A 13,750-nucleotide genomic window follows, 5' to 3' on the forward strand; every position below is an offset into this window, starting at 1 on the left:
TGCATCGCACGGCGTCCACTACAGACGGCCACAACTGGAGGACGACGAAGTGACTGCGTTCATTGCTGCGACTGCGAACCGTAAGACCCGTCGATTGGCAACCGCTGTCGCCATCGCTGCGGGCGGAGTACTGACGCTGAGTGCCTGTGGTGCCGGACAGGTCTCACAGACCTCCGACCAGGTCGCTGCGGTCAACGGAAACTCAGCCGAGGTCGGCAACATCTCGCTGCGCAACGTGCACGTCGTCTACCCCCAGACCGAGGAGTACTCGATCGAGCCGGGCGGCAAGGTCGAACTCGGATTCATCGTCGTCAACAACAGCCCCGCGAGCGCCGACACCCTCACGCGCATCTCGACGACTGCAGCGTCGTCGATCACTGTCGGCGAGGAGTCGGGCGGCACGGAGATCGCCCCGCTCACCGCCCTCGGAGCAGGCGCCCCCGTCGACAACCAGGTCGAGGATCCCGGTATCCCGCTCCAGTTCATCGTCGTCGAACTGAACGGCATCGGCGAGGAAGTTCGCCCCGGGCTCACCGTGCCTGTCACCTTCACGTTCGAGGAGGCAGGCGACGTCGAGTTGCTCGTCCCCGTCGATGCAGGTCAGGTTCTTCCCCGCGACGTCTCAGCGAAGTCGCCGGTGGAGGCCGAAGCTCACAGTGTCGAAGAGAGCATCGTCGAAACTCAGGTCGAGGAAGCTACCGACGGCAACAACTGACGTTCCTGTCGGTAGCCACCTCTAGTCTTTGCCCGTGGCCAAACTGAAGACGAACTACCGCTGTTCGGCCTGCCAGCACACCGTGGCCAAGTGGGTCGGCCGTTGCCCGGAGTGTGGTAGCTGGGGCTCGATGGACGAAGCGCCTGTGCTCGCTCCCGTCGCCAGTCGCGCGGGTGCATCCGGCCTCGGGGCAGGCAACACTCGATCGCCCATGGCTGCGATGGTTCCGACTACTCCTGCCACCGCCATCACCCAGGTCAGCAGCACATCCTCCCAGGCCAACTCCACCGGAATATCCGAATTCGATCGAGTGCTCGGAGGCGGGCTAGTCCCCGGCTCGGTGGTTCTACTCGCCGGTGAACCCGGCGTCGGAAAATCCACCTTGCTTCTCGAGGTCGTGCACCGCTGGGCACGGACCGGCGAAGATCGGCGTGCCCTGTACGTCACCGGCGAGGAGTCGGCCGGGCAGGTGCGACTGCGCGCCGACCGAACCGGCGCCGTTCACGAACGCGTCTACCTCGCCGCCGAATCCGATCTCGCGACCGTCTTCGGGCACGTCGAGCAAGTGAAGCCGAGCCTGCTGATCGTCGACTCCGTTCAGACGATGCTCGCCGCCGACGTCGACGGCGTCATCGGTGGTGTGACGCAGGTCCGCGCCATAACCAGTGCGCTCACCTCACTCGCGAAGACCACAGGCGTAGCGGTACTGCTCATCGGGCACGTCACCAAGGACGGCGCCGTCGCCGGACCCCGATCACTCGAACACCTCGTCGACGTCGTCCTTCACTTCGAAGGCGACAAACACACCACGCTGCGCATGATCCGTGGCGTCAAGAATCGCTTCGGTGCCTCCGACGAAGTCGGGTGTTTCGAGTTGCGCGACACCGGCATCGAGGGCATCTCGGATCCGTCGGGACTCTTCCTGCACCACCGCACCGACTCGGTCCCCGGCACTGCCGTCACGGTCACCATGGACGGCAAGAGGCCCCTACTGGCCGAACTGCAGGCACTCGTCGTGGACACGCACATGCCGTCACCACGACGCGCGGTCAGCGGCCTCGACTCGGCCCGTGTCGCGATGATCCTTGCCGTTCTCGAACGACGCTGTGGCGTGAAAGTCGCCAAGACCGAGGTGTACGCAGCGACGGTCGGCGGCATGAAGACCAGTGAACCTGCGGCGGATCTCGCGCTGGCGGCAGCCGTCGCATCGGCCGTCACCGATGTCCCCCTCCCGCCTGGATTCGTGATTCTCGGCGAGGTCGGATTGGCCGGCGAGGTTCGGCGGGTCTCCGGTCTCGGGCGCCGACTGGCCGAGGCGGCGCGGCTCGGCTTCACCCATGCCATCACCCCGGAACACGAGGACGCCATCCCTGCCGGAATGAAGGTGAAGACCGTCACCAATCTCGGCGACGCACTGAATTCACTGCGTACGCGATCACGGTGATATCGCTCAAGTAACCTTCTACCTGCGGGGCTGCGAAGTGCCGTGAAATTGCGCAAGCTTGCAGCAGAGCCGACACCGACGAGGGGATGACCATGGACGACTCCACACGCGGCGAGCCGTCGTCCGCCGCGTTGAGGGAGACCATCGCGAGGTTGGCGCCGGGCACTGCCCTCCGCGACGGCCTGGAGCGCATCCTCCGCGGTCGCACGGGTGGGCTCATCGTCCTCGGTTACGACGACGAGGTCGAGGCTATCTGCGACGGCGGTTTCGAATTGGACGTCGAATTCGCACCCACCCGGCTACGCGAGCTGTCGAAGATGGACGGGGCCGTCGTGTTGTCGACGGACGGCACACGGATCGTCCGATCCAATGTCCAACTGGTTCCCGACCACAAGATCCCCACCGTCGAGTCCGGCACGCGACACCGCGCAGCCGAGCGTACGGCGATGCAGACCGGGTACCCGGTCGTGTCGGTGAGTCAGTCGATGAGCATTGTCAGTGTCTACGTCGCAGGGGTGCGGCACGTGGTCGAGGGGTCGGCGACCATCCAGTCACGAGCCAACCAGGCCGTCGCGACACTCGAACGCTACAAGGCACGTCTCGACGAGACCACACGTCAGTTGTCCGTCGTCGAGATCGAAGACTTCGTCACCTTGCGTGATGCCCTCACCGTTGCGCAGAGGCTGGAGATGGTGCGACGCGTCTCGGTCGAGATCGAGCAGAACGTACTCGAACTCGGTACCGACGGAAGACAATTGGCCCTCCAATTGGAGGAACTGCTCGGCGACAACGACGTCGACCGTCAGCTCGTGGTGCGTGACTATCTTGCCGGAACGGAACCTGCTGGCACAGCGGCCGTCGAACGCGCGCTCGGCGCTCTGGACAAACTCACCGACGTCGATCTTCTCGATCTGACCACCCTGGCCAGAGCCTTCGGCTACCCCTCGACCATCGAAGCTCTCGACACTCCCATGAGCCCCCGCGGCTACCGCGTACTGACCCGTGTGCCGAGATTGCAGTTCAGCCAGATCCACCGGCTCGTCGCCTCGTTCGGGACGCTTCAGGTACTGCTGGCGGCCACAGCAGCCGATCTACAGTCGGTCGACGGCATCGGCGGCTTGTGGGCACGGCACATCAGGGAAGGCCTGTCCCGGCTGGCCGAATCTTCGATCGCCGGGCCGTTCGACTGACTAGGTCGTGATGTTGAACGGCTCCGGCGAGCTGCGGAGTTCACCAAGCTGTGCGATGACCTTGTAGGAGCCCGCACCGACCGGGATTCGTTCGGCCTCGCATCCTGGGACGGAATTGGTGCCGGACCACTTGACCGTGAAGCCGGCCTGCTCACCGGGCTTGAAGGTCCGCAGATCGGACTGCGCGTCGGGGAAGCAGTCCGTGTTGGACCAGATGCGCTGATCGTCGAGCGTGTAGACCAAAGCCTGCTGCAGACCTGCACCGACGTCGCGCTGGCACTCCGTCGAGCTGATGTTGGTGATGACGACGGTGAATCCAGGTTCCTCGCCGACCCGGTAGGTGGCCTTGTCGGGCGTCGCCTTGATCGCAAGGCTCTGATCGGGGCACTGATTGGCCGCGACCGGAGCACCGGAAGCAGGCGCACTGCTGGACCCGGAACCACCGGATGCCGCAGCGCCCGAGGACCCACCAGACCCACCAGATCCGCCGGACCCGCCTTCGCTGGCGGCGCCGAGCGCCTGAGACGAGGTGGTGGTGGGTGCCGTCGTCGTCGGGCTCGCCGAGGACACGACACCAGCGGGCTCGGCCTGCTGATTCTCGTCGCCTCCGCCACCGAGCGAGGCGATGAACCACACGATCAAACCGAGCACGACGACGGCCGCACCGATGGCGAGAGCACGACGTCGCCAGTAGATTTCGGGAGGCAAAGGCCCGGTTGGTTCCAACACAGAACAACCGTAGGTGCCATCAGCTCACCCGTCGGGCAAGCGCCTGCGGCGTGTCGCGACCTAGCTGCCCGAGATGATCAAGGCAGTTCGCCGATGTCGCCGATGACCTCGCGCAAACGTGCGCTGCCCTCGGACAGCCTGTACGTCAAACCGACGATTGCGACCTCTCCCGTTTCGACTTTGTCGGCGATGATGCGCGAGCGCTGCATCAGCAGATTCGCGGTCTCCTCGACGTGACGCGCCTCGAAATCGTCGACCGCGGTGTACCCGTCGCGGCGTGCGGACAGCACCGACGGAGTGACGCGCTCGACTACATCGCGAATGTAGCCACCGGGGGTGTCACCGGAATCGAGGGCGTCGATGGTCGCTTTGACGGCGCCGCACCTGTCGTGGCCCAGCACGACGATGAGTGGCGCTCCGAGGACGGCGACTCCGTATTCGATCGATCCGAGAACGGACGAGTCCATGGTGTGGCCCGCAGTTCGGACTACGAACATGTCGCCGAGACCCTGATCGAAAATGATCTCGGCGGCGACGCGGGAGTCGGCGCATCCGAACAGGATTGCGCCTGGGTGCTGGCCCTCCGCAAGACGTGTGCGGTCCTCGATTCCCTGACTCGGGTGCAGTGGCTCTCCGGCGACGAAACGCTGGTTACCATCTTTGAGGGACTTCCATGCTGTGACTGGGTTCGTAGCAGGCATGTCATCCATTGTGCCTGTACTGCTGGTTACCAGCGAGTCGGGTACTTCTCGACAACGCCGTAGGAGAGACGTGCCGATCGATACAGCTGCCCTTCTCGGATGGTTCGATTCCGAGGAACGCGACCTACCGTGGCGTCGGCCGGGCGTCACCGGATGGCAGATCCTGATGAGCGAAATTATGCTCCAGCAGACACCGGTCTCTCGCGTCGCTCCCATCTGGGAGCAGTGGGTACAGCGATGGCCCGTGCCGTCGGCGATGGCTGCGTCGTCACAGGCCGAGGTTCTGCGTGCATGGGGGAAGTTGGGTTATCCCCGACGTGCGCTCCGACTGCACGAATGCGCGGGCGTACTTGCCTCCGAACACGGTGACGTCGTCCCCCAGGACGTGGAGACCCTCCTCGGACTGCCGGGCATCGGCGCCTACACCGCGCGGGCCGTCGCATGTTTCGCCTACGGGCAGCGCGTGCCCGTCGTCGACACCAACGTCCGACGCGTCGTAGCGCGGGCCGTGCACGGAGCCGCAGAGCCTGGAAACCCGTCGACGACGCGTGATCTCGCGGACACCCTCGCGCTCCTCCCACGGACCCGAGCCAAGGCTGCACGCTACTCGGCGGCGTTGATGGAACTCGGTGCTTTGATCTGTACCGCGAAGAATCCCGCATGCCTGCTGTGCCCACTGCCCGAGTGCTCGTGGATCGAAGCGGGTCGGCCCGCGTACGAAGGCCCGGCGAAGAAGGTCCAGAAATTCGCGGGCACCGACCGCCAGGTGCGCGGGAAACTGATGTCGGTCCTGCGGGACAGTCACGGACCCGTCGAGCGGGCACGTCTGGACGTCGTGTGGCTCACCGACCCCGGGCAGCGTGACCGGGCGCTGCATTCACTGCTGCTCGACGGCTTGGTCGAACAGACCGAGGACGGCATGTTTGCCCTGGCTGGGGAGGGCGACGCGGCTTCGCCGCCCGTGCGTGCGTAGTTACGTTCTGGTGTCTGGTGTCACTACCCACTCACGACCCGCGGCCGGAGGTCGTGAGTGAGTAATTACGTTCCTGTGTCATTACGCGCGCACGGGCGCGTCAGCGCAAGAAGTCCACGAGGATTTTGTTGACGACCTCGGGTCGTTCGAGATAACCGAAATGACCGGTGTCCGCGACCTCTTCGTAGCGCGCACCCGGAATCGCCTGTGCGACCTCGCGACTCAGGTGAACAGGGATGAGTCTGTCGTCCGCGAACCCGACGACGAGCGATTTGGCCGTGATCTTTCGGTAGGCGGTAAGCCGTTCCGAGCCTGCGCGCATCTCGAGCCCGATCTGAGCCCGGGTTCCGGCTGTGCGCTTTCCGCCCGAGAACTCCAGCACTGCAAGCCAATCCCCGATAACCTTCTCGTCTCGCAGCGTGGCAGGCGAGAAGTTGTTCATCGCGGTCATCGCCGCGCGGTAGGAATCCGGCAGCGTGATACCCGCGTCGTAGAGATCACGCTCACCCTGAAACCACGCCTTCTGCATCGGCGACACTCGCCCGTACGTTGCCATCATGACGGCGTGTGACACGAGGTCGGGACGCGCGAGTGCCAGCTCCTGAGTGACCCGCGACCCCATCGACGTTCCGACCACCCGCGCGCGCATTCCGCCGAGATGTTCGATGAGCGCAGCCGTGTCGGCAACCAAGTCGTCGAGAACCATTCCACGACCGGGTTCGAACGACGGCGAGATCCCGCGATTATCGAAGGTGACCACCTGGAACCCGGCGTTCACGAGAGCTGGGACCTGATGCGCCTGCCACACTCGCCCTGGGCTGCCGGTGCCCATCACCAGCACCACGAGGGGCCCCGTGCCCTTGACGTCGTAGTTGATATCGATTCCGTTGATCTTCGCCGTCGGCATTCGCGTCATCGTAATCGGCGCAGGAATGCCGTCACGACCTCGCGATATTCTTCCGGCCTCTCGTCGTGGATCAGGTGCGCTGCCCCAGGTACCGAGACGTACTCCGACTTGGGGTTTCGTCGGGACATTTCCTCCATCTGACCCTTCGGTGTGATGCCGAACTCACCTTCGACCAGCAGGGACGGCACGTCGACGGATTCCCACTCGGCCCAGAAGTGCCTCGTACCCCATTCCGAGGAGATGGCCTCGAAGGTCGCGACGTCGCCGTGCAGATACCAACCGTCCGGACGCCGCTCGAACGAATCAAGGAAGTACTGCCCCGCGACATCTCCGAAGTACTCCCGCACGGCTACCTCGGTCGGGAACGGCTGGGGCCAGCTCTCGATCATGGCGGCCCACGCGTCCGCGGTGCGTCCGCGAAAGTCCGGTGCGATGTCCTCGACGACGAGTGCAGCCACCAGTTCCGGCCTGGCAGCCGCCAGACACCAGCCGTGCAACGAGCCCATGGAATGTCCGACGACGGTTGCCCGGCCGATCTCCTCGGCGTGGACGCTCAGATCCTCGACGAAGGCTTCCGTGGTCAAGGCCGCGGGAGGCGGGCGTCCGTGGCCTGGTGCGTCGTAGGTGTACACGTGGCCATAGCGGCGCAACCAGGGAATCTGACGGCGCCACGTTCGCGCACTGCCCATGAGCCCGTGCAGCAGAAGGATCGGATCGCCGTCTCCACCCTCGTCGTGCAACATCACAGCGATGGTAGCCGCGCAGGTAACCTTTCCGGCATGGCAGTCGTGAAGATCAACGCAATCGAAGTTCCCGCCGGTGCCGGCCCCGAGCTGGAGAAGCGGTTCGCCGCGCGAGCGAGTGCCGTCGAAGGTTCGGCCGGGTTCCTTGGTTTCCAGCTCCTGCGTCCGGTCAAGGGCGAGGACCGCTACTTCGTCGTGACGCAGTGGGAAACCGAGGAGGCGTTTCAGGCGTGGGCAGCCGGCCCCGCGAAAGCTGCGCATTCCGGTGAGCGCGCGAAACCAGTGGCTTCGGGTGCCTCGCTACTCGAATTCGAGGTCGTTCTCGACGTGCCCGCCAAGAGCTGACCGAGACCGACGGCGCCTTCACAGGAGGCTAACCGTTTTCGGGGGATGCCGTATCGATGGGTTCCCTGTCCTCCGAGCTGTAGTGCGCGAGCAACCTCTTCTCCTCGTCGTGCTTCGGATACGCGAAGGAGACGATGACGGCACCCACCACGACGACGAGTATGGCTGCGGCGTAGGACTTCTGGTCACCGTCCTCGAATGCTTGCCTCGCAGCGGTGATGATCTGCTCCCCGTACTGCGGATAGCGCTCGGCCAGATCTGCTGCGGAGGAGAACGACTTCGTCAAGACCGCCTGGGTTTCGTCGCTGATGGTCCCCGCCTGCGGCGAATCGGCGATCTGCGACGTCAACGACGCGGCGTAGCCTGCAGTGAGGAGGGCGCCGAGCGTCGACTGCATAATCGCGCCTCCCAGGTCGCGCTGCAAATCCGCAGTGCCGGAGGCCATTCCAGCACGATCAACCGGTACCGAACCAGTCAGCGAACGTGACGCGGGCGTCCCGGCGAACCCGACGCCTATCCCCAGCAACGCGTAACTCGCCGCGATGAATCCGTACGACACTCCTTCCTTCCATGTCGCCCATGCCACCACCAATCCGGCGACGATGAAGAGGTAGCCCAGCAGCAGAGTGAACCGGGACCCGCGGGATTCGACGAGTTTCGCCGATTGCGGTGCCACGATGACCATCGCCAGTGCCGCGGGCAGCGTCGATGCACCAGCGGCGAGCGTCGAGTACTCGAGGACGTTCTGCAGGAACTGCTGCCCGACGAAGATCACACCCATCAGCGAACCGAACACGATGATTCCTGCGAGTCCCGCGGCCCAGAAAGTGCGTCGGCGCGCGATGCGCAGATCGTAGAGAGGGAACTTCGCGCGGGACTGTCTGAAGACGAACACAGCTCCGGCAGCGACAGCGATGGCACCCAACCCGATTGCCAGCGTGCCCATTCCGTCGACCGGGGCGAAGTTGATGCTCAGAACGAGCGCCGCAATGAACACGACGGACACCATGCCGCCGAGGTTGTCCACCGGGTCCGAAGTCTCGTTGACGTGAGCCGGCACGAACACCACCGCGAGTACGAGAGCAAGAAATGCCAATGGCAGAGTCGCGATGAACACCGACCCCCAATGGAACTTCTCGAGCAGCGCCCCGGACAAGAGTGGGCCCAGCGCCGACAGAGCACCCCCGAGCGCCGACCACAGTGCGATGGCCTTGGTCCGCGCGGTGCCCGACCACAGCGCGGTGATCAACGCAAGAGTCGTCGGGTACGCAAGTCCAGCGGACAACCCGCCGAGCAACCGAGCACCGAAGAGCACCTCGAAGTTCGGTGCGATGCTCGCGATGACGCAGGCCGGGATGGACAGCGCCATGCCCAGAACCAACAGGAGCTTGCGTCCGTACCGGTCACCGAGTGCACCCAGGTAGAGCACGGATCCCGCAAGCCCCAACGAATACGCCACCGCAATGAGGTTCAGCTGGGTTTGGCTGGCGTCGAAATCACGTCCGATCTCGGGTAGCGCGACATTCGCAACCGCCAAATTCAAGTTCGCCACGGCGGCGACGAGGATGAGGACGAACAAGACAAGCCCTGCCCGGGCCGGAGTCTTCGAGGCGGTAGTCACAAGGGTCAGTCAAGCCCAGTACGACCGGTCGTGCCTCACCTGTTTAGTGCGAACTATGACCGCTTGAATGGTCCATCGATACGAACGAATAGCTACAAGGGTCCATGCAAGCGATGCTCACCGGTACCGCGAGTCACGCTCCGATCGGTCGTTGCGCTGGCGAACCAGTCGCAGCCGGTCTAGCCTGACCGCCGTGACCGCCTTCCGATTCGCTGTCGTTGCCGCTCTCGCCGTCACCGCGCTCGCTGCTGCTCCCGCCACGGCCCAACCTTTGGCCGAGTTCTATTCCACACCCGTGATCGACGCCGGAGCGCACGCAGGCGGTGACATCGTCCGACGTTCGCACGTCGGGCCTCCCTTGGGAGAAGGTCTCGGAGTCGACATCGAACGCATTCTGTACACCTCCACCGACACGCACGGTGATCCGATGGTCGTGTCCGGCTACACCATGACGCCGCAGGCACCCTGGCCAGGACCCGGCCCTCGCCCCGTCATCGCCTACGCCCCCGGTACCTCCGGCATGGCCGACCGGTGTGCAGGCTCCGCTGTACTCGGGACCATCGGCTCGTCGCCCGCGGTGCTCCCCCTGCTCCTTGCCGGCTACGCCGTCGCTGCCACCGACTACCGAGGACTCGGCACACCCGGCGGCCACACCTACCTCAATCGTCTCGACGCCGGTCACGCCCTACTCGATGTCGCGCGCGCAGGCGTCGGGAACACCGGAGCACCCGTCGTCTTGTTCGGCTACTCCGAAGGAGGACACGCTGCAGGCTCGGCTGCGGAACTCGAGTCCTCGTATGCACCCGAACTCGACATCCGTGGCAGCTACGTCGGTGCACCGCCCGCCGACCCGTCGCTCAACGTCGACAACCTCGACAACAGTTCCCTCGCTCCGGCGCTGCTCTACGCCGTCGACGGGTTGGTCAACGCCTACCCCGAGAGTGCCGACGCAATTCTCCGACAGTTCAACCCCGCGGGTAGAGAACTCCTCGACGCTTCACAGAACTGGTGCTCGACGGATCCCGCCGCCAATCGCGCCTTCCGGTCGGCCGACATCACCTCCGACGGCCGATCACTGGGCGAGAACCTGAAAGACGAACCAGCGGCCTCACTCATCGCTCTCAATGCCGTCGGCTACGGTCGGCCGAGCGCGCCGGTCCTGTTGTCTCAATCCATGTCCGACGACACCGTGCCCGTGCAACAAAGCCGAACCCTTCGGGACCGATGGACTGCCGCAGGTTTCACGGACCTGACGTATATCGAGTACCCGATCCCGTCGGTCCCCGTCCCCGGAGCCAATCATGCGCCGGGTGGGCTGATCGCCTATGCCGATGTCATGCCCTTCATCGCACGGGTGCTCGCGAGCTGACGGTTCGTCCCGGGCGGCCGGTCCCCCGGCTTGAATGGACCCCGCACGCTATCTGACCGTATGAATGGACCATTCAAGCGATCGCGAGGCCGGCGGTCCCCCGCTTGAATGGACCCCGCACTCTATCTGACCGTATGAATGGGCCATTCAAGCGATCGCCCGGGCGGCCAGACGGCCACCGGTCCGTGACAGCAAAACGGACCGCACCCCGTAAGGAGTGCGGTCCGTTCAGTTGGAACCTGGAGACTTACTCTCCGTCGTCGCCCGAGGCCTTGGCCAGGTCGACCGGAACCTCGTCGGGAACGATGATTGCCTTCTTCTCACCGCGGAACGTGAACTTCGCGTCCTCGCCTTGGCCTTCGCCGTCCCAGTTCTCGACGTCGACCAGGATGATCTGTCCGGCTTCGATCTCTCCGAAGAGGATCTTCTCCGACAGCTGATCCTCGATCTCGCGCTGGATGGTGCGACGCAGCGGCCGCGCACCCAGGACCGGGTCGAATCCGCGCTTGGCGAGAAGCGACTTCGCCTTCTCGGTGACCTCGATCGCCATGTCCTTGTTCTTGAGCGCACCCTCGACTCGGTTGAGCATGAGATCGACCATCTGGATGATCTCGTCCTTGGTGAGCTGGTGGAACACGACGATGTCGTCGATACGGTTCAGGAACTCCGGGCGGAAATGCTTCTTCAGCTCGTCGTTGACCTTGAGCTTCATCCGCTCGTAGTTCGAGCCGGTGCCTTCTCCTGAGGAGAATCCGAGGCCGACTGCCTTCGAGATGTCCGAGGTACCGAGGTTCGAGGTGAAGATGAGCACGGTGTTCTTGAAGTCGACCGTGCGTCCCTGGCCGTCGGTGAGACGGCCGTCTTCGAGCACCTGCAGGAGGGTGTTGTAGATCTCCTGGTGGGCCTTCTCGATCTCGTCGAACAGCACGACGGAGAACGGCTTACGACGGACCTTCTCGGTGAGCTGGCCGCCCTCTTCGTAACCGACGTATCCGGGAGGAGCACCGAACAGCCGCGACGCGGTGAAGCGGTCGTGGAACTCGCCCATGTCGATCTGAATGAGCGCGTCGTCCTCGCCGAACAGGAAGTTCGCCAGCGCCTTGGACAGCTCGGTCTTACCGACGCCGGACGGGCCGGCGAAGATGAACGATCCGGACGGACGCTTGGGATCCTTCAGACCTGCACGCGTACGACGGATGGCCTTGGAGACGGCCTTGACAGCCTCGACCTGTCCGATGATGCGCTTGTGCAGCTCGTCTTCCATGCGGAGCAGACGGGTGGTCTCCTCCTCGGTGAGCTTGAAGACGGGGATGCCGGTCCAGTTTCCAAGGACCTCGGCGATCTGCTCGTCGTCGACCTCGGCGATGACGTCGAGGTCGCCGGAACGCCACTGCTTTTCACGCTCGGCGCGCTGCTGAACAAGCTGCTTTTCCTTATCGCGCAGGTTCGCGGCCTTCTCGAAGTCCTGCGCGTCGATCGCCGATTCCTTCTCCCGACGAGCGTCGGCGATCTTGTCGTCGAACTCGCGCAGGTCTGGCGGCGCGGTCATCCGGCGGATACGCATCCGTGCGCCCGCTTCGTCGATGAGGTCGATTGCCTTGTCCGGCAGGAACCTGTCGTTGATGTACCGATCGGCCAATGTAGCTGCCGCGACGAGTGCACCGTCCGTGATCGAGACGCGGTGGTGAGCCTCGTAGCGATCGCGCAGACCCTTGAGGATCTCGATGGTGTGCTCGACGGTCGGCTCACCGACCTGCACGGGCTGGAAACGACGCTCGAGTGCAGCATCCTTCTCGATGTACTTGCGGTACTCGTCGAGGGTGGTCGCACCAATCGTCTGGAGTTCACCACGAGCGAGCTTCGGCTTGAGGATCGAGGCCGCGTCAATGGCGCCCTCGGCCGCGCCCGCACCCACCAGGGTGTGCAGCTCGTCGATGAACAAGATGATGTCGCCGCGGGTGTTGATCTCCTTGAGAACCTTCTTCAGACGCTCCTCGAAGTCACCGCGGTAACGGCTGCCTGCAACCAGCGACCCGAGGTCGAGGGTGTAGAGCTGCTTGTCCTTGAGAGTCTCGGGGACCTCGCCGTTGACGATGGCCTGCGCGAGGCCCTCGACGACTGCGGTCTTACCCACACCGGGCTCGCCGATGAGAACAGGGTTGTTCTTGGTACGACGACTCAGGACCTGCATGACGCGCTCGATTTCCTTTGCGCGGCCGATGACCGGGTCGAGCTTGCCTTCGAGTGCGGCCTGGGTCAGGTTGCGACCGAACTGGTCGAGCACGAGCGAGGTGGACGGGGTGCCCGCTTCGCCGCGGCTGCTTCCTGATTCGGACGGTTCCTTGCCCTGGTAGCCCGACAGCAGCTGAATGACCTGCTGACGCACCCGGTTGAGGTCGGCGCCGAGCTTGACCAGTACCTGAGCCGCGACGCCTTCGCCTTCGCGGATCAGACCCAGCAGAATGTGCTCGGTGCCGATGTAATTGTGTCCGAGCTGCAGCGCTTCACGCAGGCTGAGCTCTAGTACTTTCTTGGCGCGCGGGGTGAAGGGAATATGACCGGACGGAGCCTGCTGGCCCTGACCGATGATCTCCTCGACCTGGCTGCGGACTCCTTCAAGGGAGATACCCAGCGACTCCAAAGACTTCGCTGCGACGCCCTCACCCTCGTGGATGAGACCGAGCAGGATGTGCTCCGTGCCGATGTAGTTGTGGTTGAGCATCCGGGCTTCTTCTTGTGCCAGGACGACAACACGCCGCGCGCGATCGGTGAACCTCTCGAACATCGCTCTCCCTCACTTCTCGGTGGGTGGTCGTACTCACCCACCAGGTCTTTCCAGCACCACAGGTTCCAGTGACACGGGGTCGCTCGGCATTGAAGGTGTCGCGCCTACGCCGAAGCGTCTGCGCCTCCAGCTCCACTGTAGTTGGCCGGTGGTTCACTTGCCGACCCTCGGTCCCCCTTTGTACAGACGATTCTCGCCGGTACGGGCTCCCAATGTGCCTGCTTACCG

12 protein-coding genes are annotated in these 13,750 nt (G+C 64.3%); 6 read left to right on the forward strand and 6 right to left on the reverse strand.

Features of this window, described 5'->3' with window-relative positions; genetic code table 11:
• The first annotated feature begins 49 nt into the window (after window positions 1-49).
• The 3 genes from D8W71_RS27105 (at window position 50) to disA (ending at window position 3,349) form a co-directional block, all read left to right on the forward strand.
• A complete protein-coding gene (locus D8W71_RS27105) occupies window positions 50-715 on the forward strand; it encodes a hypothetical protein (RefSeq protein WP_121119998.1) in 666 nt (221 codons plus the stop codon).
• Between the two features lie 34 nt (window positions 716-749).
• Complete coding sequence (radA, locus tag D8W71_RS27110) at window positions 750-2,159, forward strand: DNA repair protein RadA (protein WP_121118262.1); 1,410 nt, start codon at window positions 750-752, stop codon at window positions 2,157-2,159.
• A gap of 92 nt (window positions 2,160-2,251) precedes the next feature.
• Window positions 2,252-3,349 (forward strand): DNA integrity scanning diadenylate cyclase DisA, encoded by a 1,098-nt coding sequence (disA, locus tag D8W71_RS27115; RefSeq protein ID WP_121120000.1) that lies wholly within the window; start codon window positions 2,252-2,254, stop codon window positions 3,347-3,349.
• On the opposite strand, the gene D8W71_RS27120 is transcribed toward disA, so the two are convergent.
• Window positions 3,350-4,078 carry a hypothetical protein gene (locus tag D8W71_RS27120; RefSeq protein WP_121118264.1) on the reverse strand — a complete coding sequence of 243 codons (729 nt, stop codon included), beginning with the start codon at window positions 4,076-4,078 and terminating at the stop codon, window positions 3,350-3,352.
• 77 nt (window positions 4,079-4,155) lie between these two features.
• Window positions 4,156-4,779, reverse strand: coding sequence for a carbonic anhydrase (locus D8W71_RS27125; RefSeq protein WP_121120002.1), 624 nt, complete (start codon window positions 4,777-4,779; stop codon window positions 4,156-4,158).
• Between the two features lie 70 nt (window positions 4,780-4,849).
• Here D8W71_RS27125 and D8W71_RS27130 point away from each other — a divergent pair, with 70 nt between their 5' ends.
• Entirely contained in the window at window positions 4,850-5,752 is a 903-nt protein-coding gene (locus tag D8W71_RS27130) for an A/G-specific adenine glycosylase (protein ID WP_121118266.1), read from the forward strand.
• 100 nt (window positions 5,753-5,852) lie between these two features.
• Here D8W71_RS27130 and D8W71_RS27135 read toward each other — a convergent pair whose 3' ends face one another.
• Window positions 5,853-6,659: an alpha/beta fold hydrolase gene (locus tag D8W71_RS27135; RefSeq protein WP_121120004.1), complete on the reverse strand. Its 807-nt coding sequence runs from the start codon at window positions 6,657-6,659 to the stop codon at window positions 5,853-5,855.
• Between the two features lie 5 nt (window positions 6,660-6,664).
• On the reverse strand, window positions 6,665-7,402 hold the full coding sequence (locus tag D8W71_RS27140; RefSeq protein ID WP_121118268.1) for an alpha/beta fold hydrolase: 738 nt from the start codon (window positions 7,400-7,402) through the stop codon (window positions 6,665-6,667).
• A 36-nt stretch (window positions 7,403-7,438) separates the two neighbouring features.
• On the opposite strand from D8W71_RS27140, the gene mhuD reads away from it, so the two are divergent.
• Window positions 7,439-7,747: a mycobilin-forming heme oxygenase MhuD gene (gene mhuD, locus D8W71_RS27145; protein WP_121118270.1), complete on the forward strand. Its 309-nt coding sequence runs from the start codon at window positions 7,439-7,441 to the stop codon at window positions 7,745-7,747.
• A 28-nt stretch (window positions 7,748-7,775) separates the two neighbouring features.
• Here the strand turns inward: mhuD and D8W71_RS27150 are convergent, their stop codons facing one another.
• The gene (locus D8W71_RS27150; protein ID WP_121118272.1) at window positions 7,776-9,368 is read right to left on the reverse strand and encodes an MFS transporter; all 1,593 of its coding nucleotides are present in this window, start codon (window positions 9,366-9,368) and stop codon (window positions 7,776-7,778) included.
• Between the two features lie 193 nt (window positions 9,369-9,561).
• On the opposite strand from D8W71_RS27150, the gene D8W71_RS27155 reads away from it, so the two are divergent.
• Entirely contained in the window at window positions 9,562-10,737 is a 1,176-nt protein-coding gene (locus tag D8W71_RS27155; RefSeq protein WP_236077628.1) for a lipase family protein, read from the forward strand.
• 247 nt (window positions 10,738-10,984) lie between these two features.
• Here the strand turns inward: D8W71_RS27155 and D8W71_RS27160 are convergent, their stop codons facing one another.
• Window positions 10,985-13,522, reverse strand: coding sequence for an ATP-dependent Clp protease ATP-binding subunit (locus D8W71_RS27160; RefSeq protein WP_121118276.1), 2,538 nt, complete (start codon window positions 13,520-13,522; stop codon window positions 10,985-10,987).
• Window positions 13,523-13,750: the final 228 nt, after the last annotated feature.

The organism is Rhodococcus sp. P1Y, from assembly GCF_003641205.1.
Taxonomy (GTDB): domain Bacteria; phylum Actinomycetota; class Actinomycetes; order Mycobacteriales; family Mycobacteriaceae; genus Rhodococcoides.